Raw genomic sequence first — 25249 nt, 5'->3', positions numbered from 1 at the left:
AACTCAGTTGCTCGGCGTGAGCACGGTAAAACCCTGTTCCCTGAAGAGTGCGCCGGCCTTGGCGGATTGCAGGCACTTCAGGAAGGCCGGTGTATCCTTGTCCTTCGAATCGGCGGTCTGGGCAACCGGATAGATGATCGGCGGGTGTGAATCCTCTGGGAAGGTGCCGACCACCTTGACGCCCTTTTCGGCGTGCGCGTCGGTGGCATAGACGATACCGAGGGCCGCTTCGCCGGTCGAAACCAGCTTCAGGGCCGCACGGACATTCTCGGCCTGCGCCACCTTGCCCTCGACCGAGGACCAGACGCCGAGCGATTCGAGTGCCGCCTTGCCGTATTTGCCGGCCGGCACGGCCTTGAAGTCGCCCATGGCGAGTTTGCCGTCGCCGACCAGCTTGGCGAGATCGAAGCCCTTCTCGATCTTGGCTTCGACAGTCGAATCCTTCGGCGCCACCAGCACGATCTTGTTGCCGAGCAACTTCACTTCCGTATCGGGCTTAATCAGCTTCTTGTCGGAGAGATATTTCATCCAGTCGAGATCGGCTGAGATGAAGACGTCGGCCGGTGCCCCGCCCTCGATCTGCTTGGCCAGCGCCGAACTCGCGGCATAGGAGACGGTCGCGGCCTCGCCGACATCGGCTTCGCAGGCCTTGTTCACCGCGTCGAGCGCGTCCTTGAGGCTGGCTGCCGCGAACACCACGACCTTGTCTTCCGCGTGCGCTGCCGACATTGCCGCCATCAACGCCGCCGCAAAACCGCTAATGGCGATCGTCCTCAACCCGAAACCCTTGCGCGTCATCGAAAACTCTCCCCGGGTTCAAAAATCCGATCGGCTCGAAGCCCGCAGACCGATATATCCGCATGGATATAACAAGGGAAGGCCTGGCATTGCCGGAATGCACCTGTTCGAGGGTTGTTATGCTAAGACCTTCGATCACCAACGAAGCCGTCGCCGACCTCAACCTCGAAAAAAGGGTAAGGAGGCCTATGCCGTGGTCAAGGCTTCGGACGTGATGGTCGGCATCGACTGAAAAGCCGCGGCTCAGACCGCTATCGGCGCCTTGATCGAGGCATCGGCGACATAGTTTTCCAGCCGGAAATCCTCGAAGCGGAAGGCGAACAGATCCTTCACCTCCGGATTGATCCACATCGTCGGCAGCGCCCTCGGCGTGCGCTGCAACTGTTCGCGCGCCTGCTCGAAATGGTTGGAGTAGAGATGCGCGTCGCCGAGCGTGTGGACGAAATCGCCTGGCTTCAGCCCGGTCACCCGCGCCACCATCAGCGTCAACAGCGCATAGGACGCGATGTTGAATGGCACGCCGAGGAAGATGTCGGCGGAGCGCTGGTAGAGCTGGCAGGAAAGCCGGCCCTCGGACACGTAGAATTGGAACAGGCAGTGGCAAGGCGGCAGCGCCATGGCTTCCACCTCGGCGGGATTCCAGGCCGAGACGATCAGTCGCCGCGATTGAGGATTGCGGCGGATCTCCTTGAGAAGATTGGCGATCTGGTCGATCGAACCGCCGTGGCCGTCCGGCCAGGACCGCCACTGCTTGCCGTAGACCGGACCAAGGTCGCCATTCTCGTCGGCCCATTCGTCCCAGATCGAAACGCCGTTGTCCGTCAGGTACTTGATGTTGGTGTCGCCGGCCAGGAACCACAGCAGTTCATGGATGATCGACTTCAGGTGCAGCTTCTTGGTGGTGGTGACCGGAAAGCCACGCGCCAGATCGAAGCGCATCTGGTAGCCGAAGACGGAGCGCGTGCCGGTGCCGGTGCGGTCGCCGCGATCGGCGCCGTTGTCCAGCACATGCTGCAAGAGGTCGAGATACTGGCGCATCGGTTTCGGGCTCGATTCGAGATTTGCCGATCATAGCGCATGTAGGCGCTGACGCCACGTTTGTCTGAAGTTTCCCCATCCAGGGGAGAAACTGTTTCAGCGCTTGCTCTGGCGAACCGGAAACGCGGAAAGTCGCCAGCCGGCCGCCAGAGGGAGTGACCCAAAAAGGTCCTAGAGAGAGCCGAGCTTGCCCAGATCCTTGGCCACCAGATAGTAGAAGGTCACGCGGTTCTTGGTGTTGTCGGCGTGCATCGCCTTGCAGGTCTTCTCGATCGCAGCGTCGGCTTTCGCCCCGTCGCTGACGCCGAGCTTCTTGGCCACCCAGCTCTCCTTGACCCGCGCCAATTCCTTCGGGTCCGTACAGGACACCAGGGAGGAGTCGCGGTTCCTCAGCGCAATGCCCAGATGCTTGACGATCTTTTCGACCGCATCGGCGTTTGCCGCGGCGTCATATTTCTTCACATCCGCAAGATAATCGGCCATCAAAATTCCCCTCGTCGGCGCCACGGATCCGATCGATGAGGGCTGTGGCGCGCTTGGCAACTTGTGCGCTAGGTCGGTAACTCCTCACCGCTCGCAAAGCTTCGGTTGAGACCACGCCCAAGTCAACCCGTGGCGCGCAAATTGACACAGGGACAAACCACCATTGCGGCCTTTCATTTCCACGCGGCGCCCCCTATATTCGCTTTGTCGGCTTGACCGACTATGGCGATAAATGGGCGATGAAATAAGCCGTTCGGACCCGGGGGCGGTACCCGGCGCCTCCACCAAAAGCCGCTGTCGACGATAGAGCGGTTTTTGCTGGGGGCGAAATAGGATCGACGAAGGTGTAAAGATCGTACTTTTGCCCGGCATTGTACCACCGTTATCGGGCTAAACTTATAGTTGCCAACGACAACTATGCGGAAGCACGTCTCGCTGCTTAATGCAGTGCGATAGCTTCAAATCAAGCCCTAGGGGTTCGCACTTCTAGGCGGGGTTCGGAGGTACCTGGCAACAGAAACCTCCACTTCTCCCCCCTTCAATTTGCGTCACGCAGGCTCCCGCCGACGAAACTTCGCGTCTTCACCTAGGAGGAAGAGCGCGCGCAAACGCTCGACGAGGCCGAGCGCACCTGCCAATCAGTGGCCGGCGTCTGTGCCGAACTTGGCTACGAATTGGTGACCTTGCCGCTTGCGCCAGTCGAGGAGCGCATGCGCGTCCTCCTCGACGCTGCTGGATTGTCGCTGGCATCGCGAGCATAAAGCGGCCGGACCACCGGCCCGGCCTTTCATGCGCGTTGTTGGAACCCGGCGAAACATTGTGGATTGAACCGACATCTTGGAGATCGGAAACATGGCGCTCAAGCGGATGGACAATGTAGGAATCGTCGTCGAAGACCTCGGAGTGACGATCGATTTCTTTCGCGAACTCGGCCTCGAGCTCGAAGGGCGGGCGACGATTGAAGGAGAATGGGCCGGGCGTGTCACCGGACTGGGCGATCAGCATGTCGAGATTGCCATGATGCGCACACCGGACGGTCATAGCCGGCTGGAGCTCTCCCGCTTCCTCACGCCGCCTGTCGTCGCGGATCACCGGAACGCCCCGGTCAACGCCCTGGGCTACCTCCGCGTTATGTTCACCGTGGACGACATCGACGACACGCTTGAACGGCTCCGCGCGCGCGGCGCGCAGCTCGTGGGTGAAGTGGTACAGTACAAGAATGTGTATCGGCTCTGCTACATCCGTGGGCCCGAAGGGCTTCTCATCGGACTCGCCCAGGAACTCAGCTGAGCGCCAGAGAGCAGTCGTGAACCCCGGGCAAACGCCGGTTTTGCGCCGGGATAAACGACTGCAGCTTGTGTCGTCCGCAATGCCTCCGGCACAAAAAAGGCCGGGATCGACCCGGCCTTCCTGATTCATCGAGGGTTGCCTATTCCGCCGGCGCTTCGACCGCTTCCCGCGAGCGGCCAAGCGTGACCTTCGCCAGCGCGAACGATATCACCGCGCAGAGCGTGATGCCGGCGACCATCGGAAACGGCGTGCCGTCGAAGAACACGCCGGCAACGCCCATGGCAAGCGCGCCGATGGCAAAGTGCAGCGTGCCCATCAGTGCTGACGCCGTGCCGGCGATCTCGCCATGCTCTTCCATCGCCAGCACCGATGTGGTCGGGATGACCAGGCCGAGGAAGCCGTAGCCGACGAACAGCAGGGCCGCCATCACATCGAGCCGGTCGACGCCCGTCGCCATGATGGCGAACAGCACAACCATCGTCGTGGCGTAGCCGGTCACCGCCACCCACACCACGCGCTTCAGCCCGAAACGTTCGGAAAGCAGGCCGGTCAGTTGCGACATGCCGATGAAGGCAACCGCATTGATCGAGAAGAACACGCTATAGACCGAAGGCGACAGCCCATAATGGTCGATCAGGATGAAGGACGAGCTCGACAGGTAGACGAAGAAGCTCGCAATGCCGAAGCCGGCGATCGCCACCAGGCCGAGGAAATTACGGTCGCCCATCAGGAAGCGGTAGCCGGCGAGCGCGGTTCCGAAGGAGGAACCGACCCGTTCTTCCGCCGGCCGCGTCTCTTTCAGCGAGGTGGCCAGGAGAATGGTGGCAAGCACCGCCGCGCCGGTCACCGTCCAGAATACGGCGCGCCAGCCGAAATTCTCGATGATCTGGCTGCCGGTCAGCGGCGCCAGGATCGGCGACACCGAAAACACCAGCATCAGCAGCGACATCAGCTTGGCGGCCTCATTGCCGGTGTGCAGGTCGCGCACGATGGCGCGCGGAATGGCCATGCCGGCGCTGGCGCCAAGCCCCTGCAGGAAGCGGAAGGCGATCAGCCACTCGATGGTCGGCGCCATTGCCGATCCGATGCCGCCGACCATGAACAGCGCCAGGCCGCCATAGAGCGGCAGCTTGCGGCCGACCATGTCGGAGATCGGCCCAACGACGATCTGGCCGAAGCCCATCGACAGGAAGAAGATCAAAAGGCTCATCTGCACGGCGGCGGTGCCGGCATGCAGATCGGTGCCGATCGACGGCAGCGCGGGCAGATACATGTCGATGGCGAACGGGCCGATGGCGGACAACAGGCCGAGCACGACCGCGATGCGGAGGAATTTGGGACTCATGATATTGGCATCTTTCGAATCTGGTTATCGCCGCCAGGCGACGTCTACCCCAGGACGTTCCATCCCGTGGGATTCCGACTCCTGGAGCGAATTTATTCGTCCCTCTGGAGTGAAATCTCCTTATGTCGTGTCCACAAATTTAGACAGCCTTGTCTAAATCGTCAATCACCTCTATATAGATTTTCATGAGACCGGGCGTTTCTCCTGACACTTTCCCGCCACGCGGCCACGAGGCCAAGCGCCTGTCGATCGTCGACGCCGCCGCCGGCGTGTTCTGCCGAGAAGGCTTCGCCGGTGCCAACATCGACCTGATCGCGATTGAGGCGGGCGTGTCACGCCAGACCGTTTACAACCACCATGGCGACAAGGAAAAGCTGTTCATCGCCGTCGTGCGCGACCTGACCGAGCGCTGCAATGCCGGCATCTTCGCCACCATTGCCACCTTCCCCGATCAGCCCGGGGATCTCGAAGCGGACCTGGTCGGTTTTGCCGTGCGCCTGAACCAGAATTGCATCTGCAACCGCGACGGAAAATTCCTGCGCAAGCTGATCCAGACCGAAGGCGAGCGCTATCCCGAGCTCTTTGCCGAGTGGCGTGAACAGGGCCCGGGCCGGACATGGCCGGCAATCGCCGCCCGCTTCGCACGCCTCGCCTATGGCGGCCACCTCACGATCGACGATCCCGACGTCGCGGCACGCCAGTTCCTCGGCCTCGTCAATGCCGAATTGCAGACCACCTTCATGCTTGGCGGTACGCCGCGCGCGGACGAGGTGGTGCAATCGGCAACGAACGGCGTGCGCACCTTCCTGCGCGCTTTCGGCAAGCGCCCTTCCCCGGCCGGCGCGAAAAAGCACACTGCGCTGGCTAACGCATAACATTTGCGGTTGCGGCGAAGCCGCCTTGCCGTTCAAATCGGTGGCAATAGTCTTCGCTTCGGCGCGGCGGCGGTCTATATCAGGTTTACGCCGCGCCCAAGCTTGATTACAGCTATGCGGACGATTCAACGGAACCCGACCCAACTCATGGCCGACGACCACATCCGCTACGACATTCTGGCCCAGGAGGCGTTGCGCGGCGTCATGCGCAAGGTCCTGGCCGAGGTCGCGCGCACCGGCCTCCCCGGCAACCATCATTTCTTCATCACCTTCCTGACCGGCGCGCCCGGCGTGCGCGTGTCGTCGCGCCTGCGCGAGCGCTATCCCGAGCAGATGACCATCGTCATCCAGTTCCAGTATTGGGACCTGAAGGTGACCGACACCGGCTTCGAGGTCGGTCTCTCTTTCTCCGACGTGCCGGAGAAACTCGAGATCCCGTTCTCGGCCGTGCGCGGCTTCTACGATCCCTCGGTCAATTTCGAACTCGAATTCGACGTCAAGTCAGATGCGCAGCCCGACGAGGAACCGGCAGCACCGGCCCCCGAGCCGCTGACCATCGTCTCCGAGAAGAAGCCGAAGGCCGAGAAGAAGGCCGCCGCCGAAGCGGAGAAGAAGCCCGCGGCCGCCGATGCCGGAACCAAGGGCGCAGAAGTGGTCTCGCTCGACGCCTTCCGCAAAAAATAGGCTCGCGGTCCATGGCCGACATCGTCAACCTTCGTCAGCTCCGCAAACAGAAGGCGCGGGCCGACAAGGAACAAACGGCCAGTCAGAATCGCGCCTTGCACGGCCGCACCAAGGCCGAAAAGCAACGCGACCACCTGATCGCCGACAAGAGCGAAAGGTTCGTCGCGGGCCATCACCGCGAAAAATCCGGCGAACCGGACGATTCCAACCAATCTGACGGGCAATGAGCGCCGTCGAAAAGCGCTCGGTGACCATTCGCGGCCATCGCACCAGCTATTCCCTCGAAAAGCCCTTCTATGACGATCTCGTCGCCATCGCGGCGGCGAGAAAGCTGACACTCGCCGCCCTTGTCGCCGAAATTGACGAGACCCGGCCGCGCGATGCCAACCTGTCCTCGGCGCTGAGGCTCTATGTCCTGGAGTGGGCGAAGCGCGGGACGAACGCCTGAACTAGGCACTTTCAGCCGCATCCGCCTTTTTCCCGCGTCCGAAGCCGAGCAAGGTCGAGCGCTCACGCTCCTCGGCCTGCTTGCGCGAGCGCACGCGCATCAGATCCTTCCAGCCGACATAGCCGACCAGGCTCCCGTCCTCCCGCGCCACGACCGGCAGATGCGAGACGTTGGCCATCAGCAGTTTGTCCGACAGGCCTTCCAGATATTCGTCGGGATAGGCCAGCGTCACCTTGCTTCCGGCCAGCAGCTCGCCAAGCGTCGTCGTCCGGTGCTTGCCGGCGCGGCGCCAGCGCAGGATCGCCGGCGGATCGATGAGGCCGAGCACCTGCCTGTTTTCATCGACCACGGGAAAACTCGGATGCCGGGTTTCCGGCGCGGTCAGGAAGGCGGCCGCGCCATGCAGCGTCATCGTCGCCGGCACGCTCTCGACTTCCGATGTCATCACCTCGCGCACCCTGGTGAGCGCGAATGGATCGACGCGATATTCGCGCACGAGGTGGTGCCCTCGCCTGGCGATCTTCTCGGTCAGGATCGAACGCTTCATCAGGAGCACGGTAACGGCATGCGCCGCCGCACAAGCCGCGATCAACGGCACCAGCACATGCGTGTTGCCGGTCAGCTCGACGGCGAAGAAAGTGGCTGTCAGCGGCGCGCGCATCGTGCCGCCCATGGTGGCGGCCATGGCCAGCAGCGCCCAGAAGCCCGGGTCCGCCGCCGGCAGGATCCCGGCAAGCACCGCGCCCATTGCGCCACCCATGATCAACAGCGGCGCCAGCACGCCGCCCGATGTTCCCGAGCCGAGCGCCACCGACCAGATCACGGCCTTGACCAACAGCAGCAGGAGCGCCGCGGTCGCGATCGTGCGGCCGTCCAGCATGTCGGCGATGTTGTCATACCCCACGCCAAGCGCCCGTGGGTCGATCAATCCGCCTATGCCGACCACCAGGCCGCCGAGCATCGGCCACCACATCCAGTGGATGGGCAGCTTCTGGAAGCCGTCCTCGCACGCATAGACCATCTGCGTCAGCAGTCCGGACAACAGACCGGCGCAGATGCCGACCAGCACCCAGCCGCCAAGGCCGAGGAAGGAAACCGCCATGCCGCCCTGGAACGGAAAAATCGGCCCCGGCATGTGCAGCATCGTGCGCTCCACCTCCGCCACGATGGCCGCCACCGCCACGGGAATGAAGCTGCGCGGCGTCCATTCGAACAAAAGCAGCTCCACCGCCAGCATGATGGCCGCGATCGGCGTGCCGAACACGGTGGTCATGCCGGCCGCCGCTCCCGCCACCAGCAGCGTCTTGCGCTCGGTGTCTGAGACCGGCAGCATCTGCGCGATCAGCGAGCCGATGGCGCCGCCGGTCATGATGATCGGCCCCTCGGCGCCGAACGGCCCGCCGGAGCCGATCGAGATCGCCGACGACAGCGGCTTTAGGATTGCCACCTTCGCGTCCAGTCTGGAGCGCCCGAGCAGGATCGCCTCGATCGCCTCGGGAATGCCGTGGCCGCGGATCTTCTCGCTGCCATAGCGCGCCATCAGGCCGATGATCAGCGCGCCGATGACCGGAACGATGACGGCGGCAAGCCCGAGCGGCGTATCCTGCAGCTTCAGCTCGGCAAGCGAGAACTGACCGAAATAGGCGATGTTGGTGGCCAGCCGGATCAGCTTCAGAAGCACGATGCCGGCAAACAGCCCGGCGGTCGCCACCACCACCGCTATAGCGGCGACGAGCAGCACTCTGGCATCCGTGGTGAAATCCCTGAGATGATCGGGATTGGAGTTGTGGGTCTTCATGGTGGCGTTGCTTCCTGGCGGCGGCCGTGTCTGGTTCTGCGGCACGGTCGAAGTGGCCAGCCGGTTGTCAATCGGCTATCTATCGTAACACGATATATCTGTTCAAGCTCGTTCCGCCCGAAATTTCGTTTGAGCTTTCACCGGAAAACGAAGACATCTCCGATATGACGCAGCCACCCAAGACACCACGCCCCGCCATCAGGCAATCCGACTACGAGCGGCTGTCCGAATTCCGCTACCTGATCCGCCGCTTCCTCGAATTCAGCCAGGTGCAGGCCGAGGATGCCGGCCTGACCCCGCGCCAGCACCAGGCGCTGCTGGCGATCAAGGGATATCCGGGCGGCGGGCCGGCGACGGTGGGCGACCTTGCGGAACGCCTGCGCATCCGCCACCACAGTGCCGTCGAACTGGTCAACCGCCTCGGCGAGGCGGGACTGGTCGCACGAGATCAGGACAAGGACGATCATCGCCGCGTACTGCTGCGGCTGACCGAGCGCGCCGACGATTGCCTGGCCGAGTTGTCTGCCGCGCATCTCGACGAGCTCTCGCGCATAGAACCCATGCTGCGGCGCCTGCTCGATCGGGGCCAAGACTGACGCCCGGCGTCCGTGCGGGCCGATACCGAACTATTTTTTCGAATCCGAATCCTTTGGCCTGGCCGCGGCGTCTTGGACAGGTGACAGCCAAGGAGCCGACGCGATGAAACACCATTTGATACGCTACAAGACGAAGCCGGACCGGGCCGACGAGAACGAGCGCCTGGTCAAGGCCGTGTTCGAGGAACTGCGCGGCAAATCGCCGGAAGGCGTTCGTTACATGACCTGGCGCTCCGGCGACGGCACTTTCGTCCATCTCGTCGAGATCGAAACCGACGAGCATGCCGACGTCATCCCCGGGCTTGCCGCTTTCGAGGCCTTCCAAAATGGCATCAGGGATCGCTGCATCGAACCGCCGCATCGTGACGTGATGACAGTGGTGGGCCATTATCGGATGCTGGACGAGCAGCCTGAATAGAACCACGTCAAGAACGGCCGGTGCATGAACAGTCAAGGCGAAGTCCGCGAGCCTTTCGACCGCTTGTTCGGCGAATTGCGCCCCAAGCTGCACCGCTATTGCGCCCGCATGACAGGCTCGGTCGTCGATGGCGAGGACGTCTTGCAGGAGGCGCTGGCCAAGGCATTCGAGGCCTTGCCCAATACCGGCCCGATCGCCAATCCCGAAGGCTGGCTGTTCCGCATCGCCCACAATGCGGCGCTCGATTTCCTGCGCCGCCGCGCCCGCGAGAGGGCCTTCTCCGACGAGGAGCCGGACATGATCGCCGACCCGGCAAATTTCATCGCCGACCGGCAGGCCGCGGCAGCCGGACTGCACAGCTTCATGCGCCTTCCCGTCGCTCAACGAAGCAGCGTCATCATGATGGATGTCCTGGGCTATTCGCTGCAGGAGATCAGCACCTTGCTCGACATCAGCATCCCCGCGGTCAAGGCCGCGCTGCACCGTGGCCGAGGCCGGTTGCGTGAGATCGCCGACGAACAGGACGATCGTCCTGTTCCCAGGCTGAGTGCATCGAAGCGCCTGTTGCTCGACGCCTATGTCGATCGCTTCAACGCCCGCGATTTCGACGCCGTGCGGGATATGCTGGCCGACGAAGTGCGGCTGGAACTGGTTGGCAGGGCAAGGCTGAACGGCCGCAAGGAGGTGGCAACCTATTTCGGCAATTATTCCCGTGTGCGGGACTGGCATTTCGCGCCTGGTTTCGTCGAAGACCGTCCGGCAATCCTCGTGCGCGATCCCAACGACCCTGCGGCAGCGCCGACATACTTCATCCTGCTGGGTTGGCGGGGCGACAAGCTTGCCACCATCCGCGACTTCCGCCACGCCAGATACGTCGCTGACGGCGCCGAAACGTTTCTTCTTTGAGACGATTGCCATACGGCGAGCAACCGGAAAGCCCAGTCCTACCGCCTACTGCAGCGACTTCAGCAGATTGTCGACAGTGAACGGATTGGCTTTCGGCTTGGCTGGAGGCGGATTGTCGTTGGCGGGCACCCGCTCGGCCTTGGGCGCCTGTTCCGCCGCCTTGCGCTCGGCTTCGAGCCTGGCTTTTTCCTGAGAGGCAATGCGCATCGCCTCCTCCGCCTTCTGGCGCTCCTGCTCGGCCTGCGCCCTGGCCGCCTCGTCCGCTGCCTGCTGTTCCGCCGCCGCCTTCGCATCGGCATCGGCCTTGGCTTTCGCGTCTGCGTCCGCCTTGGCTTTTGCTTCCGCGTCGGCCTTCGCCTTGGCATCCGCTTCAGCCTGGGCCTGAGCGTCGGCTTCCGCTTTCGCCTTGGCGTCGGCTTCTGCTTTCAGGCGCGCCGCTTCCTCCTGCTGGCGCAATTCTTCCGCGGCCTTGTCGCGGGCATCCTGAAGTGCCGCGTAGTAGCGCACCTCGCGCCGCAGCCGCTGTTTCTCAAGCAGCGCGGCCTGCATCGCCTCGACGCGTTGCTGTTCTTTTTCCAGCGCGCGCTGGGTCAGGAACTGCGCCAGCGGCTCACTGTCGAACTGCCGTTTCACGGCACCGAACGCCCCCTCGGCGGTGAAATTCACGACCGGCTCGGAGCCGACCAGCGCTTCGTCGCCGGGCCGATAGGTGATCGCGCCCTTGGCCGAAACCGTGCTGGCGTTAAGGTCGGCCGAAATGTCGGCCGACAAGGTCGCCGCCGGATTTTCAAGGCTGATCGGGGGCGCCCTGAGCGTGCCGCCGGCAATCGTGAAGGCGACCTCGGCGTCCTTTGCGGCGAAGCTGCCGTCGGCTGCGATGTCAGGCGCGAAGCCAGCGGTCTTGGCCGCGTCGATATCGCGGCCGATCGCATCCGCCTTGGCGAGGAATGCGCCGAACGCGTCGGGATTGACGCCGGCGATCCGCAAGCCCTTCAGAGTCGCGGTGCCGGATCCCGACAGAGCGGCGATCATCGCGTCGACCGACTTGCCGCTGGTCGATAGCGTCGTCGAGAAATCGCCACTGCCGCCGATGCCCGCATTCGGCAACACATCGGCCAGGTCGGCACCCGCCAGTTTCATCTGTCCGGTGAAAAGCCCGGTGCCCTCATTGTTCTTCAGCTCGAACAGGCCGGAGAGCGCCCCGCCGAGGAATTTGGCTTTGAGATCGGCCACCCGAATGCCTTCCGGGTCGAGCTTGAGCGAGAAGGCCGCGTCATAGGCAGTGGCCAACGGGCCGGCGGCCAGCGAAGCCGTGGTCAGGTCGAGGTCTGCGGTGAACGGCAGGCTGGACTTCTGGCTGAACGGGGCGGACGGCCATGCACCGGCCTTCTCATTCTTGCCGGCCTCACTCTTGTCGGCATTGTCCCTCTTGCCGGCGCGGTTCTTGTCCGCGAGAAAAGCGGAATCGCCAAACAGTGCCACCGCCATCGGATCGAGGTCGAGTTCGTCGAGCGCCAGCGCACCGGCCAGATGCGGCACGCCATCCTTGCCGTCGACCCCCTGCTTGATATCGAGGTTGATGTCGCCGGACACAGCCGCCTCGTTGATGGCGCCGCTGAGCCCGGAGAGCACCAGCAGGCCATTGCCGTAATCGGCCTGCGCGGCCAGCGATGTCGACATGCCGGCGCCCATGCCGGGCAGGCCAATGCCCGTCGTCATCAGCCAAGGTTCGATGTCGGAGGCGTCGAGATTGACCTTGCCCTTGGCCGTCGGACCTTGCGACGTGTCGGCGACCGTACCCTCGAAGCCGGCCTTGAAGTCGTTGCCCGCAAGGCTGAAGCTCGTCGCCAGGCCGCCGCCAAACGTGCCCTTGGCCTGGATATCGGTGCTTGCTTCGCCCAGCATGCCGAGCGGCAGCGCCGGCAGGCCGTAGAGTGCCAGCAAGGCGGTTGCGTCCGGGTTCCTGGCATTGAAAGTCAGCGTCACCGGCGCGTCTGTAAGCTTGTCCACCGCGCCCCTTCCCGACAGCGACGCCGAAAACGCCGAGCCGCCGGCCTTGCCTTGCCCGCTCACCGCAAGGCCGGTGGTGCCATCGCCATTGTCGGCCGCACTCGCCACGAGGTCGATGCGCGCATCCTGGAACAGGTCGGGATAAGCGGCGGCGCGGCCCGCGAGCCCCTTCAGCACGGCATTGTCAGGATAATGCTGCGCGGCGACGTCGATCAGTGGTTTAAGGTCGACCGCGACCACCGAGGCGTCGAGCTTGCCGGTCGGGCTCGCCGGAAAATCCTTGATCCGGCCCGTGGCGCTGATCGAGGAACCGGCCAGTCCGCCGACCGAAAGCCTGTCGATTTCGAGCAGCCCGTCCCGCAGCCTGAGCGCGGTATCGACCGTGTCGGCGGTCAAGCCACCGGCGCTGACCGGGCCGGCCTTGATCTGGAAATCGAGGTCGCTGCTGGCAAAACGGTTGGCGCCCTTGTCGCTGACGAAGATCGAGGCGAAGGCCGCCAGCCCGTCGACATCGAGGTCACCGCCCTCGAGCCGCATCAGCACCGAGGGCTTTGCGTCGTCAGGCTGGCTGGAATCGATGCGGCCGGAAAACTTCGCCTTGCCCAGGATCAATTCGAGATCGCTGAAGGATTGATGGTTTTCCGAGAGATCGACCTTGGCCTTGAACCCGGCGGCAGGCAGACGGCGGATCGCTTCGTCGACATCCTTCGACAGCCAGGCTGCGAACCCCGAAGGTTGCGCCACGGCCAGCAGCAACGAGCCGGTGAAGCCGAAATGGCCCTGCACGTTGAGCATGACCTTGCCATCGGCTTCCAGCTTGGTGCGGCCCGGCAAGGTCGCGGCCAGTGATTTCACCGACCAGCCGTCACCGACCGGCTCGGCGGAAAGATGAACGTCGCGCACCGTGGTGTCGCCGGCCACCACCGCCGGCAGCTTGACCTCGACCGTGCCGGGAATGGTCGGCTTCGGCAGATCGAGCAGCGCCTGTTCGAGCCCGGCGATACGCTGGTCCAGCGTCAGGCCCGCGCCGGCTGGCGCACCCACCGCCTCGTCGAACTGCACCTGCGCGCCATTGGCTTCGATGGCGAAGCTCGGTTTCTGGCCGAGATCGACCGAGGCCTTGCCGTCGGCGGTGTAGGGATTCTCGACCGGACCGGTCTCGAAACGGAATTCATCGACGCCAAGCTTCTGGTGGTCGAGCGAGAACTTGCCGTTCAGCCGGAATCCCGGATCGGGCTTGCCGGCGCTGACCTTGACCGTCTCGCCATCCGTGCCGCGCAGCTCGGCTGAATTCTTGCCAGCACCATCCTTGTCGGCACCCGAAATCTTGAACTGGCCGGAATAGACGGCGGCACCGTTGACGATGCCGGCATTGCCGTCGGTCTCGATGACCAGCGGATAGGCATCGGGGTCCGCCTTCACCCGTAACCGCATCTGCCCGGAGGGTTCGGCTTTGCCGGTCGACGCCGCGACCGCCGTCCGCAACCCGTCCAGCCGCAACGTGCCGTCCATGCGCCAGGGGCCGGCCAGCGACTTGGCCGAAATGGTCGAGTTGATCTCGGAAAAGATGTGGCTGCGGCCGCCTGCGGCATGGCGCAGTTCGACCTGCCCTTCCGTCACCGTCAGCTTTTCGATCGAGATCTGGCCGGGGTCGAAGGGCGAGGACGGGCGCATCGCCCAGTCGACGGTACCATTGGCCGCGATGTCTATAGTCGCCTTCGGCCGCACCAGCCGCATGTCGAAGATCAGCACCTCGCCGCGCAGGAATGGCGCCAGCTCCGCATCCATCGAAAACGTCTCCACGGTCATGGCCGGCTGGCCGTTCGGGCCACCGGCGACGGCGACGTTGGAAAAGGTCACCGAGGGGAACGGCAGCAGCCTTGCCGTGGCATCGCCCTGCACGGTCACCTTGCGGCCGAGGATGGCGCTTGCCTCGCGCTCGAACTCGGCGCGGCAGCCGGTCCAGTCGACGAAGTACGGCACCACCAGCGCCGCAAGCAGCACCAGCACGAACAGGCCACCGAAGATCACGAACAGGCGTGCGAGCATCCGCTCCGAACAGGTTGATTGAAATTCTGCCGCACTCTACCCGCATCCGCGTGTCGATAAAGAGGCAATTCATCCTGTGTTGCGTCACGTCGGACGATCTGAAACAAATTCTGGAAAAAGCGGAGATTCTTGGATGTCGGGCAAGAACTGGGATCGCGTGCCGATCGATGCACAGAGTGTCGATGCCCCGCTATCGCAGTCGGCGATTTTCCTTGTCGTCACCGTCGCCGCACACCGGCACGACCTTCTTCGCCCCGACCCGCCCCATGCTGCAGACGCTTGTGCAGGCGAAGTAAGATAAGCTGCCCCACCGCACGGTAGTGCAGCGGCTGGCGGCTTCTATCCGCGGTCCCTCAACGTGCGTCGCGCTTTGCCTGCGCCACCTTGGCCGCCTTGCGCTGGCGGCCGAGTTCCGCCGGTCGAACCAGACTTGGAACCTTCTGGTTGGCCACGGCCCGCATGCCCTTGTGCGCCGTGCGCGAATTGTGCGCGGGACCGTCCGGAGCTTTCTGCTTCAAGGCCAGCGCCTTGCGCGCATTGTCGACCAGCGAAATGCGGGCCGCCAGTTGGCGGCGCCGTTCGGCCTCGCCGTTCAGCCGCCGCATCGCCATCGCCAGCACCGCGAGCTTCACTTGTGAACCGCCATCGGCCTTCGAGGGTGCCGCACCTTTCGCCACGCCCTTGCCGCGTATTTCACGCCGCCGGCGATGTGCTTCGGTCTGCGCCTTGTCGCGCCGATCCCGCAGCAGCTTGACCAGGCCGGAAAGGTCGGTATCGGAAAGCTCCTGCACCGCCGGATGGTGCGACTTCTCCACCATCTCGTGTTCGTCGGCGCTCAGCGCGCGCGCTTCTTCCTTGCGTGAAATAGCCATGACAGTCCTCCTCAGCCGGCACGCCTTGTTGGCTCCAAGCCTATTGAGCGCTGAGTCTCTGCCCCAAAACTGCAGCGGTCAAGAAGCCTTCCGATGCGCCCGCACGACGCCGATGCCGCGCCGATCAACTCGCGGTTCGGCGGCGCAGGTATCCGCAGACCAAGTCTATGAGCTCCGCTCGCAATGCCGGCGAATCAAGTTCGCCATGTCGCGCCGCGGCATGCACAACCCCTTCGACCGCGCCCGACAGCACGCGCCCGGCGATGTCATCGCGCTCGGGATCGGGCTTGCCTGAGGCGGATGCAATCACGGCCTGGTAGCGACGCAGATATTCCGCTTCGAACTGATCCTGCGTCGAGCGGGCGGCAAGTGGCACTTCGTCGAGCAGGACGCGGTGTAGCTGCTGATCGACACTGTGAGCAGCGACGACCCCGTCGATCAGCTTCGCCACGCGCTGCTCGAGCATGCCCGCTCCGTCGCGCTCATCCGAACTGGATATGGCGGCGAGCACTGCATCGAGGTGGCGTTTGCGGATCTCCTCCGCCAGCGCCAGCTTGTTGGGGAAATACTGATAGAGCGAGCCGACGCTGACACCGGCGGCCGAAGCCGTCTCATTGGTGGTGAAATGCGCCCAGCCGCGCCGCGCCAGAACGCGAGCCGCGGCCTCGACGATGGTATCCACTGTCGCGCGGGAACGCTGCTGCCGTGGTGCTTTGCGCACGCTTTCATGCCGTAAGGGAACGCGAGTAGCCATGCTCAGGCTTTTTCACCAAAATGCGAATGTCCGCTCACATTTATTCAAGAAGCGTGACAGGCAAGTCAATGAGAGGCCACTATGAGCAGCAAGACACTGCTTCTATCCCTGTTCGCCTACAAATCCTGGGCCGATGATGAACTCCTCGCTCTTTTGGCCGAGGTCGAAAACGACGTGACCGACGAGCAACTCGTCGCGATCCTTGAAACCGTCAATCACGCGCATGTCGTCGACAGGATCTTTATGTCGAACATCCAGAAGAGGACGCACGGCTATCGGGACACGGGCACCAGCAGCACGCCGAAGCTCGCCGAATTGTCCGAGGCGATCACCGAAACCGACCGCTGGTACCTCCGCTATGTCGAACAGGTGGAACCGGAAGAACTGGCGGAGACGATCAACTTCAGCTTTACTGACGGCGCCTCGGGACAAATGTCGCGCGAAGAGATGCTCGCGCACGTCATAACCCACGGTGGCTATCATCGTGGCGAGGTTGGCCGCATGGTAACCCAGCTATCGAAGCCGTCTTCCCCTGACACGTTCACGGGCTATCTCCACCAAGCCGAGCCCGCACGCCGCGCATCAATGTGAGCAGGGGTATCCGGGCGTGGTGATGCCGGCCCCGTGCCGGCTCTCTAGCTAGTGCTGCGACGGGCCCGGCAATATCTTACCGGGATTCATGATATCAAGCGGATCGAGCGCCTGCTTGATGGTGCGCATGACGTCGACGCCGCGGCCGAGTTCATGGCGCAGGAAGCCGATCTTGCCCTGGCCGATGCCGTGCTCGCCGGTGCAGGTGCCCTCCATGGCGATCGCCCTCATGTTGAGCCGCGCGACGAATTTTTCCGACAGCGCGATTTCCTTGGGATCGTTCACATCCATCAGCACCAGCACGTGGAAATTGCCGTCGCCGGCATGGCCGACGATCGGCGCGATCAGCCCCATCTCTGCGATATCGGCCTCGGTTTCCATGACGCATTCGGCAAAGCGCGATATCGGCACACAGACATCGGTCGACAGGCCCTTGGCGCCAGGCCGCAAGGTCAGCGAGGCCCAGTAGGCGTCGTGCCTCGCCTTCCACAATTTCGTCCGCTCCTCGGCGACGCTGGTCCACAGGAACGGCCCGCCGCCATTTTCTTCCGCGATCATGCCGAAGGTCTCGGCCTGCTCGGCGACACCGGCATCGCTGCCATGGAACTCGACGAACAGGCACGGGCTCTCGGGAAAATCGAGCTTGGAATAAGTCTTCATCGCCCGCATCTGCAGCGCGTTGACCAGTTCGATGCGCGCCACCGGAATGCCCATCTGGATCGTCGCGATGACCGCGTTGCAGGCCGCCTCGACGCTCGGAAACGGACAGACGCCGCCCGAGATCGCCTGCGGAATACCCTGCAGCTTCAAGGTTAGCGCGGTGATGATGCCGAGCGTGCCTTCCGAGCCGACCAGCAGCCGGGTCAGATCATAGCCCGCCGAACTCTTCTTCGCCCGTTTGCCGGTCGTCACCGCCTCTCCGTCGGCCATGACGGCGGTCAGCGACAGCACGTTCTCGCGCATCGTCCCGTAGCGCACCGCATTGGTGCCGGACGCCCGCGTCGCCGCCATGCCGCCGAGCGAGGCATTGGCGCCCGGATCGATCGGGAAGAACAGGCCGGTGTCGCGCAGATGCCGGTTCAGGTCCTCCCGCGTCACGCCGGGTTCGACGGTGCAGTCGAGATCCTGTGGATTGACCGAAAGAATGCGGTTCATCCGCGACGTATCGACCGAGATGCCGCCACCCGGTGCGTTGGTGTGGCCTTCCAGCGATGAGCCGACGCCAAACGCGATCACCGGCACGCGATGCGCGGCGCAGGCGCGCACGATCTCCTGCACCTCGGCCGTGGTCTCCGGGAAAGCCACGCCATCGGGCGCCTGCGTCGGAATGTAGGTCGTCGTATGCGCGTGCTGCGAGCGGATGGCTTGGCCGGTCTGAAAGCGCTCGCCCAGCCGCTGCTTGAGGATGCCGAGCACGGCGGTAATGCCTTCCTCGTTGCGTTCGACCGGATTGAGGTCGCTCAGGGCCATGAAATCCTCCGCGAATGGACCAGCATGCATGCTTGTTATGCGACTATGGATGCGTAGTCTCCGCAACCACGCTCTGTCCAGCACCAGAACAAGGAAGTTTCGATGTCCATCTCAGCCCCCTTCGTCTCCAGGCCCATGGACATCGAGAAGGACTGGATCGATTATAACGGCCATCTCAACATGGCCTATTACAACGTGCTGTTCGACCGCTGCTCGGACGAGGCATTCGAGGCGATGGGCATGGGGCTGGATTATGTGAAAGAGCGGCGGCTCACCATCTACACCGCCGAAGTCCATGTCTGTTACGTGCAGGAACTGCACCTTGACCACAAGGTCACGGTCTCTTTCCAGCTCATCGATCATGACGAGAAGCGGCTGCGGGCCTACCAGGAAATCCGCCATGTCGATGGCTGGCTCGCCGCCACGTCCGAGACCTTGTCATTGCATGTCGACATGTCGGGGCCGAAGGTGGCGCCCTTCCCGGCCGATGTGCTGGCCAGGATCGAGGCCATGCGCGCCGCCCATTCGGTACTGCCGATGCCCGAGCGCGCCGGCCGCTCGATCGGAATCAAGCGCAAGTAGGGCGAAGCCGGCATCCATCTCGCCCCATTAGCGGGAGACCGGCCTGGCTTCAAAGCCACACCCGAAACTCAAAATCGCAGAACCTCGGATATCAGGTAGCACCAGTGCTTGAAGCGCCTTCGCGGCCGCATTAACCTTACCGAGGTTTTAACGGGAACAAGCCATTTGAGCCGTTGAACGACTCAGCGGAGCGGTCGAAAACGTCCGCACAAGGGTTGTTTTAGCGGGCGGCGGGGCGAAGCCGGTTCGAGGAACGTGCATGAAAACGGACATCAAGGTCGAGGTGGACAGGCTGGCCGCCGATCCGCGCATATCAGACTACGATTTCTGGCGTTCGCTCAAGAATGTCGACAACGAGATCTTTCACATCGCCAACAACAACGAACCGATTCCGTTCGACATGATCCGCTGGCGCAGCATCCTGAAGCGCGCCCGCCTGAAGCGCGGCCATGCATAGCGCCTGGGGCCGATACATCGCTTGCCCCAGAGATTGCGCACGCATAAGGCGGAAGGATCAAATCCCCAGTTTCACGGCTGCCGCCTGATCGCCTCCAGCGGCGAGCGCGCGATCACCGGCGATGACTGGATGATCGCCGTATTGGTCATCGCATGGGGGATGATGCGGTCGATCACCCGTTCGAGTTCGGCGACCGAGCCGACATGCGCCAGCGCGATGAAACAGTCCTCGCCGGTCACCCGGTCGCATTGCGCGATTTCCGGCAGGTCTCGGATGATCTCAGCCACGACGGCCAATTGCCCCGGCACCGGCCGGATGCGCAGCCATGCCGATAGTTTCAGGCCAAGCGCCGCGGGATTGATTCTGACCGAATAGGCTTCGATCACCCCGTTTTCCTGCAGCCGCTTGATGCGCTCGGCCACGCTCGGCGCCGACAGGCCGACCGAGCGCGCCAGTTCCGCCGTGCTGGCGCGCCCATCCTTTTCCAGCAGGCGCAGGATCTTCATGTCGGCCGCATCGAGGTCGATGTTTTCGCTTCGAAGGCGTTTCATGGAAAGCTCCTTGCTTCCGGAACAGAACCCACCTGATATACCTCTCATCATCCATATGAAACGGAGATATCGACTGCGATACTGATCGCATGGATGACCAGACGCAAGTCTCAGCTGCAGGTCCCGACGCCATCAGGGCTGCCCTTGTCGGCCCCGCACTCACCGGGCTGGCGACAAGACTGCCGCCCCATCTCTGGTTCGCGGTCAGCGCGGTCTTCCACTATCTCGGGCCGGCCTTCGCCGTTCTGCTTTTCCCGCATGTCGGCGTGTTCGGCATGGCTTGGCTGCGCATCGCCACCGCGGCGCTGATCTTCGCGCCGCTGACCCGCCCTTGGCGAACCTTCGCCCGTGCCGGCCCTCGGACGCGGCTCCTGCTCATCGCCTTCGGCGCTTGCCTGGCGGTGATGAACTGCTCGTTCTACCTGGCGCTTGACCGCCTGCCGATCTCGCTGGTGGCGGCGATCGAGTTCGTCGGCACCATCGGCATTGCGCTGGTCGGCCTAAGGAGCGCCCGCAATCTGGCCGCTCTCGCCATCGCCGTCACCGGCACCTTGCTGTTGATTGACGTCAAATGGTCCAGCGACCCGGTCGGGCTGTTCTGGGCTTTCCTCAACGGCGCGCTCTTTGTCGGCTACATCGTGCTTGGCCACCGTGTCGCCCGCGCGGGCGCCGGCGACGGCATCGCCGGCCTTGGTGCCGCCATGGCGGTCGCTTTTATCGTCGTGCTTCCGATCGGTGTCACCGACGCGCTGCCCGCCTTTTTCGCGCCGCCGCTGCTCGTCGCGGCCATAGGCGTCGGCATCTGTTCTTCGGTCATTCCGTATATCTGCGATCAGCTCGCCATGGCGCGGTTGCCGCGCGCGAGCTTTGCGCTGATGCTGTCGCTGTTGCCGGTCACCGCGACGCTGATCGGCATCGTCGTGCTGCGCCAGATTCCCGGCCCGACCGATTGCCTCGGCATCGCGCTGGTCGTGGCCGGCGTTGCCTTCCACAAACCAGTGGCCGATCGCGCCTAGGCCAGCTTCTGCTTGAGGAAGGCGATCGTCCTGCCCCAGGCGAGGTCGGCCGCCTTCTTGTCGTAGCGCGCCGCCGAGGTGTCGTTGTTGAAGGCATGGTTGGCGCCTTCATAGACATAGACCGTGTATTCGACATGCGCGGCGTCGAGTTCCTTCTTGAAAGCATCGATGCCGGCATTCGTGCGCTCGTCCAAGCCCGCATAATGCAGCAGCAGCGCAGCCTTGATCTTCGACGCGTCGGCGGCCTTGGGCTGCATGCCGTAATAAGCGACGCTGGCCGAGAGATCGGGCGCGTTGACGGCCAGCATGTTGGCGGTGCCGCCGCCCCAGCAGAAGCCGATGGCGCCGACCTTGCCATTGCCATCCTTGTCGGCCTTGAGGAAGGTGACCGTCGCCACGCCGTCGGCCACGGTCTGCGCCGCGTCGAGTTTCGTGAACATGTCGCGGGCCTTGTCCTCATCAGTGGGCGTGCCGCCGAGCGGCGACAGGAAATCGGGCGCGAGCGCCACGAAGCCCTCCAGCGCCACGCGCCGGGCGACGTCGCGGATATGCGGGTTGAGCCCCCTGTTTTCATGGATGACGATGACGGTGCCGAGCTTGCCGGTCTGGTTTGCCGGTTTGACCAGATAGCCTTTCATCTCGCCGCCGCTGCCGGGATAGGCGATGTCCTCGCCTTTCACGCGGGGATCGTTTTCGGCCACGATCGCCGCCTGGGCGGAGTTCGCCGCCAGCATCGGCACGATCGCGGCGGCCGCGGCACCTGATCCGGCAAGCCTGGTCAACTGCTCCATGAAGCGGCGGCGATCCAGCGTCAGATGCGTGTATTCGTCATAGGCGTCGATCATCGCCTGGGTGATGACGGGTTTGGTGGTGACGTTGGCCATCGGCTTCCTCGCTCTCTCGACTTCGGTGTCCTTGCCGGTCGCAAGATAGGAGCGAGCCTCTCATCGTCCAGTCACCGGACCGTGACATCTCGCTGTCCTCCCGGCCGCCAGTCGGTCGGCTGGAAGATCATCACGTTTTTGTCATCGGTGACAAATCTTGATGGCGCTGCCACAATAGTGGGGGAAACTGGCTTGCCGGCCGCCTTTGGCGGCCACGGTCCTATAGGCCCGATCTGAAAGGAACAATACCGATGACCATGACCTCGCCGATCCTGGCAACCGCCTTCGTGGCAGCAGTGGCGGCCGTTCTGGCGATGCGCGCGGCTGTTGTCGCGGCGAGCCGCAAGTCCATGGTCAAGGTTCGCAGCCGCCGGCGTCAGCGCGCAAACACGAAATCCCAAGGTTGAGGTGAAGTCATGGACGTCCAGGACATCGTGAACACCGTCTCGCAGAAGGCCGGTCTCGACCAGGCTACGACCGAAAAGGTCGTCGGCACCATCCTCTCGGTGCTGGAGCACGAGGCCGAAGGCACCAGCGCGTCTTCGTTTTTCGCCAAGATCCCCGGCGCCGACGATCTTGCGCACCGATATGACGTCATGGCCGCCGCGCCGGCCGGCGGCGGCGGCTTCCTGTCGTCGCTGCAAGGCGCGCTTGGCGGCGTTCTCGGCGAGAAAGCCGGCGCACTGGTCAACGGCCTCGCCGCGCTCAAGGCATCCGGCCTCGACATGGCGCAGATCCAGAAGGCCGGCGAGACGCTTGTCCAGCAGGCCGAGGCCGCCGCCGGCCCCGATTTGACCAACCAGGTGCTCGGTTCGGTGCCCAGCCTGAAGGCCCATCTGGGGCTCGGCTGATCGTCGGATCGCCGAACCCCGGCACCGCCTATTTCGGCAGCGCGTAGGCCATCACATAATCGCCCGGCTTGGTGCCGACCGAGCCGTGGCCGCCGGCGACGATGACCACGAACTGGCGTCCGTCGGCGACCGTATAGGTCATCGGCGTCGATTGCCCTCCGGCCGGCAGCCGCGCCCGCCAGAGCTGCTTGCCCGATGTCAGGTCGTAGGCGCGCAGATAGTCGTCGACGGCGGCACCCAGGAAGGCAACACCGCCGGCCGTGATCATCGGTCCGCCAATGCCGGGCACCCCGACCTTCAGCGGCAACGGCAGTGGCGTCATGTCGTAGACGGTGCCGTTGCGGTGCTTGTAGGCAATGGTGCCGGTCCGAAGATCGACGCCAGCGACATAGCCCCAGGGCGGCGCCTGGCACGGAATGCCGAGCGGCGACAGGAACGGTCCCATCACCACCGCATAGGGCGCGCCGTCATTGCGGTTCAGCCCCTGCTCGCTGCCCTTGGTGTCGCCCGGCGGCGGCACGTCGGCGCGGGGGATCAGCCTGGACGTGAAGGCGAGATAAGTCGGCATGCCGAACATCACCTGCCGCACCGGATCGACCGCCACGCCGCCCCAGTTGAAAGTGCCGAAATTGCCGGGGTAGACCAGCGATCCCTGTAGCGAGGGCGGCGTGTAGCGGCCTTCATAGCGCAATTTATGGAGCGCGATCCGGCAGGCCAGCTGGTCGAACATGGTGATGCCCCACATATCGGCCTCGGTCAGCGGCGGCGGGCTGAAGGAAAGGTCGGATGCCGGCTGCGTCGGCGATGTGTGATCTCCTTCGATGGCGCCGCCCGGCGCCGGCACGTCCTTGACGGGGATGACCGGCTCGCCGGTACGCCGGTCGAGCACATAGAGGTCGCCCTGCTTGGTCGGCCCGACGAGTGCGGGCACGACGGAGCCGTCAGCCTTGGTGATGTCGACCAGGCTCGGCTGCGCCGGCACGTCCATGTCCCACAGGTCATGGTGCACGGTCTGGCGCACCCATTTCAACTGCCCGGTGTTGAGGTCGAGCGCGGTGATCGAGGAGGAGAATTTCTCCACATTGGCGCTGCGGCCCATGCCGAGCTGGTCCGGCGTCTGGTTGCCGAGCGGCACGTAGAGCAGGCCGAGCTTCTCGTCGGCGCTCGGGGTCGACCACATATTGGGCGAGTTGGCGGTGTAGGTCTGGTCGGCCGCCAGCGGCGTCGTCTGGTCCGGATTGCCGGAATCCCAGTTCCACAGCAGTTTACCGGTGCTCGCATCATAGGCGCGGATGACGCCGGACGGCTCCTGCGTCGAATAATTGTCGTTGACTGCGCCGCCGACGATGATCTTGCCGCCCGCGATCAGCGGCGCCGAAGTCGAGTAGTAATAGCCCGACTTCGGATACGGCATGTTGGCCAACAAATTGAGCGTGCCGCCCTCGGCGAAGGCCGGGCAAACCTGCCCGTTGGCGGCGTCGAGCGCGATCAGCCGGGCATCCGAGGTCGGCAGGTAGACGCGCGCAGCGCAGGGCTGACCGGCGGCGCCCGCGGCATCGGCATAATAGGAAACGCCGCGGCAGGTCTGGTGCTGGCGGTCCTTGTCGAGCTTGACCTTGGGGTCGTAGCGCCACTTCTCCTTGCCGGTCGCCGCATCGATGGCGATGGCGAAGTTGTGCGGCGTGCAGATATAGAGCGTGTCGCCAATTTTGAGCGGTGTCACCTGGTAGGTGGTCTCGCCGACATCGTCCGGGCCCTTCACGTCACCGGTGCGGTAGGTCCAGGCCGGCTGCAGATTGGCGACATTGTCCGGCGTGATCTGGTCGAGCGGCGAATAGCGCTGGCCGAACTGCGTGCGCCCGTAATAGTGCCATTCGCCCGCCGGCACATCGCCGCCGAGATTGGCGTTGGGGATCACCTTGTCGGTGTCGAGCGCGCCGCCGATGTCCTTAGGGTCCGCTGTCATCGAATAGCCGGCCACCGCCAGCGATGCCAGCACGGCAAGGATCAGAGGCGCGCGGCCGTCCGGACCGGCGAGGCCCCGCCGCGCCCACGGCGTCAGCAGCCACAGCGCCACCAGCACGATGATGCCGCCGCGCGGGCCGAGCTCCCACCAGTCGAAGCCGGTTTCCCAGACCGCCCAGGCCAGCGTGCCGATCACGATTGCCGCATAGAGCCAGAGCGCCGTGGAACGGCGCCGGTAGAGCAGCCAGGCGGCGATCAGGAAGGCGAGACCGACAATGATGTAGTACCAGCTGCCGCCCAGCGAGACCAACCAGATACCGCCGGCGCCGACCGCCAGGCCGATGAGGAAGAGGATGAGGGAGGTGATGGTGACAGCCAAGATGATACTCCTTCGACTGTTGCGCGCATGAGGCGGCCTTGGGCAACCCGGCATTGTGTGCTGGCCCCTGCGCAACTTTCTCCCGACCGCCGCGCCTGTCAAGCGTGGGTCATGGGTCCGCGGCGGCAACCTCGTTTGT

26 protein-coding genes, 1 other RNA gene and 1 pseudogene are annotated in these 25249 nt (G+C 64.0%); 16 read left to right on the top strand and 12 right to left on the bottom strand.

Going from position 1 to position 25249, the window contains the following annotated elements; translation table 11 throughout:
• Positions 1-3: 3 nt before the first annotated feature.
• The 3 genes from modA to O7B34_RS09440 all read right to left on the bottom strand — a co-directional run bounded on the left by modA (position 4) and on the right by O7B34_RS09440 (position 2319).
• Positions 4-798, bottom strand: a complete 795-nt coding sequence (gene modA / locus O7B34_RS09450; protein WP_337145782.1) for a molybdate ABC transporter substrate-binding protein — start codon at positions 796-798, stop codon at positions 4-6.
• A 243-nt stretch (positions 799-1041) separates the two neighbouring features.
• Positions 1042-1836 carry a thymidylate synthase gene (locus tag O7B34_RS09445; protein WP_337145780.1) on the bottom strand — a complete coding sequence of 265 codons (795 nt, stop codon included), beginning with the start codon at positions 1834-1836 and terminating at the stop codon, positions 1042-1044.
• Positions 1837-2007: 171 nt separating this feature from the next.
• Positions 2008-2319: a DUF2853 family protein gene (locus tag O7B34_RS09440; RefSeq protein WP_149902293.1), complete on the bottom strand. Its 312-nt coding sequence runs from the start codon at positions 2317-2319 to the stop codon at positions 2008-2010.
• A gap of 167 nt (positions 2320-2486) precedes the next feature.
• Between O7B34_RS09440 and ssrA the strand changes: the two genes are divergently transcribed.
• Positions 2487-2847, top strand: a transfer-messenger RNA (tmRNA) gene (gene ssrA, locus O7B34_RS09435).
• A 324-nt stretch (positions 2848-3171) separates the two neighbouring features.
• On the top strand, positions 3172-3609 hold the full coding sequence (locus tag O7B34_RS09430) for a VOC family protein (RefSeq protein ID WP_337145779.1): 438 nt from the start codon (positions 3172-3174) through the stop codon (positions 3607-3609).
• Between the two features lie 139 nt (positions 3610-3748).
• On the opposite strand, the gene O7B34_RS09425 is transcribed toward O7B34_RS09430, so the two are convergent.
• The gene (locus O7B34_RS09425) at positions 3749-4954 is read right to left on the bottom strand and encodes a multidrug effflux MFS transporter (RefSeq protein ID WP_140747385.1); all 1206 of its coding nucleotides are present in this window, start codon (positions 4952-4954) and stop codon (positions 3749-3751) included.
• A gap of 185 nt (positions 4955-5139) precedes the next feature.
• Between O7B34_RS09425 and O7B34_RS09420 the strand changes: the two genes are divergently transcribed.
• The 4 genes from O7B34_RS09420 to O7B34_RS09405 all read left to right on the top strand — a co-directional run bounded on the left by O7B34_RS09420 (position 5140) and on the right by O7B34_RS09405 (position 6961).
• The gene (locus O7B34_RS09420) at positions 5140-5829 is read left to right on the top strand and encodes a TetR/AcrR family transcriptional regulator (protein WP_337145778.1); all 690 of its coding nucleotides are present in this window, start codon (positions 5140-5142) and stop codon (positions 5827-5829) included.
• 147 nt (positions 5830-5976) lie between these two features.
• Positions 5977-6513: an SspB family protein gene (locus O7B34_RS09415; RefSeq protein ID WP_337145776.1), complete on the top strand. Its 537-nt coding sequence runs from the start codon at positions 5977-5979 to the stop codon at positions 6511-6513.
• A gap of 11 nt (positions 6514-6524) precedes the next feature.
• Positions 6525-6740, top strand: coding sequence for a DUF4169 family protein (locus tag O7B34_RS09410; RefSeq protein WP_337145775.1), 216 nt, complete (start codon positions 6525-6527; stop codon positions 6738-6740).
• Entirely contained in the window at positions 6737-6961 is a 225-nt protein-coding gene (locus tag O7B34_RS09405; RefSeq protein ID WP_337143702.1) for a ribbon-helix-helix domain-containing protein, read from the top strand. Before O7B34_RS09410 ends, O7B34_RS09405 begins: the two co-directional genes overlap by 4 nt.
• Before the next feature lies 1 nt (position 6962).
• Here O7B34_RS09405 and O7B34_RS09400 read toward each other — a convergent pair whose 3' ends face one another.
• The gene (locus O7B34_RS09400; RefSeq protein WP_337145774.1) at positions 6963-8759 is read right to left on the bottom strand and encodes a chloride channel protein; all 1797 of its coding nucleotides are present in this window, start codon (positions 8757-8759) and stop codon (positions 6963-6965) included.
• A 164-nt stretch (positions 8760-8923) separates the two neighbouring features.
• Here O7B34_RS09400 and O7B34_RS09395 point away from each other — a divergent pair, with 164 nt between their 5' ends.
• From O7B34_RS09395 to O7B34_RS09385, 3 genes are all read left to right on the top strand, one after another.
• Positions 8924-9355 carry a MarR family winged helix-turn-helix transcriptional regulator gene (locus tag O7B34_RS09395; protein WP_337145773.1) on the top strand — a complete coding sequence of 144 codons (432 nt, stop codon included), beginning with the start codon at positions 8924-8926 and terminating at the stop codon, positions 9353-9355.
• 103 nt (positions 9356-9458) lie between these two features.
• Positions 9459-9773 (top strand): hypothetical protein, encoded by a 315-nt coding sequence (locus O7B34_RS09390; protein WP_337104934.1) that lies wholly within the window; start codon positions 9459-9461, stop codon positions 9771-9773.
• Positions 9774-9797: 24 nt separating this feature from the next.
• Positions 9798-10679: a sigma-70 family RNA polymerase sigma factor gene (locus tag O7B34_RS09385; RefSeq protein WP_337145772.1), complete on the top strand. Its 882-nt coding sequence runs from the start codon at positions 9798-9800 to the stop codon at positions 10677-10679.
• Between the two features lie 45 nt (positions 10680-10724).
• Here O7B34_RS09385 and O7B34_RS09380 read toward each other — a convergent pair whose 3' ends face one another.
• Positions 10725-14738, bottom strand: coding sequence for an AsmA family protein (locus O7B34_RS09380; protein WP_337145771.1), 4014 nt, complete (start codon positions 14736-14738; stop codon positions 10725-10727).
• A 133-nt stretch (positions 14739-14871) separates the two neighbouring features.
• On the opposite strand from O7B34_RS09380, the pseudogene O7B34_RS32160 reads away from it, so the two are divergent.
• Positions 14872-14976 (top strand): annotated as a pseudogene (locus tag O7B34_RS32160) (Dyp-type peroxidase); the annotation flags it as partial.
• 115 nt (positions 14977-15091) lie between these two features.
• Here O7B34_RS32160 and O7B34_RS09375 read toward each other — a convergent pair.
• Together O7B34_RS09375 and O7B34_RS09370 are read right to left on the bottom strand one after the other, a co-directional pair.
• A complete protein-coding gene (locus O7B34_RS09375) occupies positions 15092-15610 on the bottom strand; it encodes a hypothetical protein (protein ID WP_337145769.1) in 519 nt (172 codons plus the stop codon).
• 124 nt (positions 15611-15734) lie between these two features.
• Positions 15735-16331, bottom strand: coding sequence for a TetR/AcrR family transcriptional regulator (locus O7B34_RS09370; RefSeq protein ID WP_337145767.1), 597 nt, complete (start codon positions 16329-16331; stop codon positions 15735-15737).
• Between the two features lie 114 nt (positions 16332-16445).
• Between O7B34_RS09370 and O7B34_RS09365 the strand changes: the two genes are divergently transcribed.
• On the top strand, positions 16446-16955 hold the full coding sequence (locus tag O7B34_RS09365) for a DinB family protein (RefSeq protein ID WP_337145765.1): 510 nt from the start codon (positions 16446-16448) through the stop codon (positions 16953-16955).
• Between the two features lie 48 nt (positions 16956-17003).
• On the opposite strand, the gene O7B34_RS09360 is transcribed toward O7B34_RS09365, so the two are convergent.
• A complete protein-coding gene (locus O7B34_RS09360; RefSeq protein WP_337145764.1) occupies positions 17004-18425 on the bottom strand; it encodes an FAD-binding oxidoreductase in 1422 nt (473 codons plus the stop codon).
• 102 nt (positions 18426-18527) lie between these two features.
• Here O7B34_RS09360 and O7B34_RS09355 point away from each other — a divergent pair, with 102 nt between their 5' ends.
• The gene (locus O7B34_RS09355) at positions 18528-19007 is read left to right on the top strand and encodes a thioesterase family protein (protein WP_027141684.1); all 480 of its coding nucleotides are present in this window, start codon (positions 18528-18530) and stop codon (positions 19005-19007) included.
• A 259-nt stretch (positions 19008-19266) separates the two neighbouring features.
• Positions 19267-19464, top strand: coding sequence for a hypothetical protein (locus O7B34_RS09350; protein WP_015317249.1), 198 nt, complete (start codon positions 19267-19269; stop codon positions 19462-19464).
• A gap of 71 nt (positions 19465-19535) precedes the next feature.
• Here the strand turns inward: O7B34_RS09350 and O7B34_RS09345 are convergent, their stop codons facing one another.
• The gene (locus O7B34_RS09345) at positions 19536-20015 is read right to left on the bottom strand and encodes an Lrp/AsnC family transcriptional regulator (protein WP_337145763.1); all 480 of its coding nucleotides are present in this window, start codon (positions 20013-20015) and stop codon (positions 19536-19538) included.
• An 89-nt stretch (positions 20016-20104) separates the two neighbouring features.
• Here O7B34_RS09345 and O7B34_RS09340 point away from each other — a divergent pair, with 89 nt between their 5' ends.
• Positions 20105-21031 (top strand): EamA family transporter, encoded by a 927-nt coding sequence (locus O7B34_RS09340; protein ID WP_337145762.1) that lies wholly within the window; start codon positions 20105-20107, stop codon positions 21029-21031.
• On the opposite strand, the gene O7B34_RS09335 is transcribed toward O7B34_RS09340, so the two are convergent.
• Entirely contained in the window at positions 21028-21915 is an 888-nt protein-coding gene (locus tag O7B34_RS09335; protein WP_337145761.1) for a dienelactone hydrolase family protein, read from the bottom strand. The two genes, O7B34_RS09340 and O7B34_RS09335, sit on opposite strands and share 4 nt — an antisense overlap.
• A gap of 251 nt (positions 21916-22166) precedes the next feature.
• On the opposite strand from O7B34_RS09335, the gene O7B34_RS09330 reads away from it, so the two are divergent.
• Positions 22167-22322, top strand: coding sequence for a hypothetical protein (locus tag O7B34_RS09330; RefSeq protein WP_337145760.1), 156 nt, complete (start codon positions 22167-22169; stop codon positions 22320-22322).
• A 9-nt stretch (positions 22323-22331) separates the two neighbouring features.
• On the top strand, positions 22332-22766 hold the full coding sequence (locus tag O7B34_RS09325) for a hypothetical protein (protein ID WP_337145759.1): 435 nt from the start codon (positions 22332-22334) through the stop codon (positions 22764-22766).
• A gap of 28 nt (positions 22767-22794) precedes the next feature.
• On the opposite strand, the gene O7B34_RS09320 is transcribed toward O7B34_RS09325, so the two are convergent.
• On the bottom strand, positions 22795-25110 hold the full coding sequence (locus tag O7B34_RS09320; RefSeq protein ID WP_337145758.1) for a glucose/quinate/shikimate family membrane-bound PQQ-dependent dehydrogenase: 2316 nt from the start codon (positions 25108-25110) through the stop codon (positions 22795-22797).
• Positions 25111-25249: the final 139 nt, after the last annotated feature.

Source organism: Mesorhizobium sp. Cs1299R1N3, from assembly GCF_037179625.1.
Classification (GTDB): Bacteria; Pseudomonadota; Alphaproteobacteria; order Rhizobiales; family Rhizobiaceae; genus Mesorhizobium; species Mesorhizobium salmacidum.
Note: the sequence above shows the minus strand (reverse complement) of the source record. Positions and strands in the feature narration are given on the sequence as shown.

Coding starts and splice junctions, on each gene's coding strand:
- O7B34_RS09330 (WP_337145760.1), top strand. CDS start 22,167: ATGACCATGACCTCGCCGATCCTGGCAACCGCCTTCGTGGCAGCAGTG.
- O7B34_RS09385 (WP_337145772.1), top strand. CDS start 9,798: ATGAACAGTCAAGGCGAAGTCCGCGAGCCTTTCGACCGCTTGTTCGGC.
- O7B34_RS09420 (WP_337145778.1), top strand. CDS start 5,140: ATGAGACCGGGCGTTTCTCCTGACACTTTCCCGCCACGCGGCCACGAG.
- O7B34_RS09380 (WP_337145771.1), bottom strand. CDS start 14,738: ATGCTCGCACGCCTGTTCGTGATCTTCGGTGGCCTGTTCGTGCTGGTG.
- O7B34_RS09425 (WP_140747385.1), bottom strand. CDS start 4,954: ATGAGTCCCAAATTCCTCCGCATCGCGGTCGTGCTCGGCCTGTTGTCC.
- O7B34_RS09400 (WP_337145774.1), bottom strand. CDS start 8,759: ATGAAGACCCACAACTCCAATCCCGATCATCTCAGGGATTTCACCACG.
- O7B34_RS09345 (WP_337145763.1), bottom strand. CDS start 20,015: ATGAAACGCCTTCGAAGCGAAAACATCGACCTCGATGCGGCCGACATG.
- O7B34_RS09325 (WP_337145759.1), top strand. CDS start 22,332: ATGGACGTCCAGGACATCGTGAACACCGTCTCGCAGAAGGCCGGTCTC.
- O7B34_RS09410 (WP_337145775.1), top strand. CDS start 6,525: ATGGCCGACATCGTCAACCTTCGTCAGCTCCGCAAACAGAAGGCGCGG.
- O7B34_RS09360 (WP_337145764.1), bottom strand. CDS start 18,425: ATGGCCCTGAGCGACCTCAATCCGGTCGAACGCAACGAGGAAGGCATT.
- modA (WP_337145782.1), bottom strand. CDS start 798: ATGACGCGCAAGGGTTTCGGGTTGAGGACGATCGCCATTAGCGGTTTT.
- O7B34_RS09375 (WP_337145769.1), bottom strand. CDS start 15,610: ATGGCTATTTCACGCAAGGAAGAAGCGCGCGCGCTGAGCGCCGACGAA.
- O7B34_RS09440 (WP_149902293.1), bottom strand. CDS start 2,319: ATGGCCGATTATCTTGCGGATGTGAAGAAATATGACGCCGCGGCAAAC.
- O7B34_RS09415 (WP_337145776.1), top strand. CDS start 5,977: ATGGCCGACGACCACATCCGCTACGACATTCTGGCCCAGGAGGCGTTG.
- O7B34_RS09350 (WP_015317249.1), top strand. CDS start 19,267: ATGAAAACGGACATCAAGGTCGAGGTGGACAGGCTGGCCGCCGATCCG.
- O7B34_RS09335 (WP_337145761.1), bottom strand. CDS start 21,915: ATGGCCAACGTCACCACCAAACCCGTCATCACCCAGGCGATGATCGAC.
- O7B34_RS09340 (WP_337145762.1), top strand. CDS start 20,105: ATGGATGACCAGACGCAAGTCTCAGCTGCAGGTCCCGACGCCATCAGG.
- O7B34_RS09365 (WP_337145765.1), top strand. CDS start 16,446: ATGAGCAGCAAGACACTGCTTCTATCCCTGTTCGCCTACAAATCCTGG.
- O7B34_RS09390 (WP_337104934.1), top strand. CDS start 9,459: ATGAAACACCATTTGATACGCTACAAGACGAAGCCGGACCGGGCCGAC.
- O7B34_RS09405 (WP_337143702.1), top strand. CDS start 6,737: ATGAGCGCCGTCGAAAAGCGCTCGGTGACCATTCGCGGCCATCGCACC.
- O7B34_RS09395 (WP_337145773.1), top strand. CDS start 8,924: ATGACGCAGCCACCCAAGACACCACGCCCCGCCATCAGGCAATCCGAC.
- O7B34_RS09445 (WP_337145780.1), bottom strand. CDS start 1,836: ATGCGCCAGTATCTCGACCTCTTGCAGCATGTGCTGGACAACGGCGCC.
- O7B34_RS09355 (WP_027141684.1), top strand. CDS start 18,528: ATGTCCATCTCAGCCCCCTTCGTCTCCAGGCCCATGGACATCGAGAAG.
- O7B34_RS09430 (WP_337145779.1), top strand. CDS start 3,172: ATGGCGCTCAAGCGGATGGACAATGTAGGAATCGTCGTCGAAGACCTC.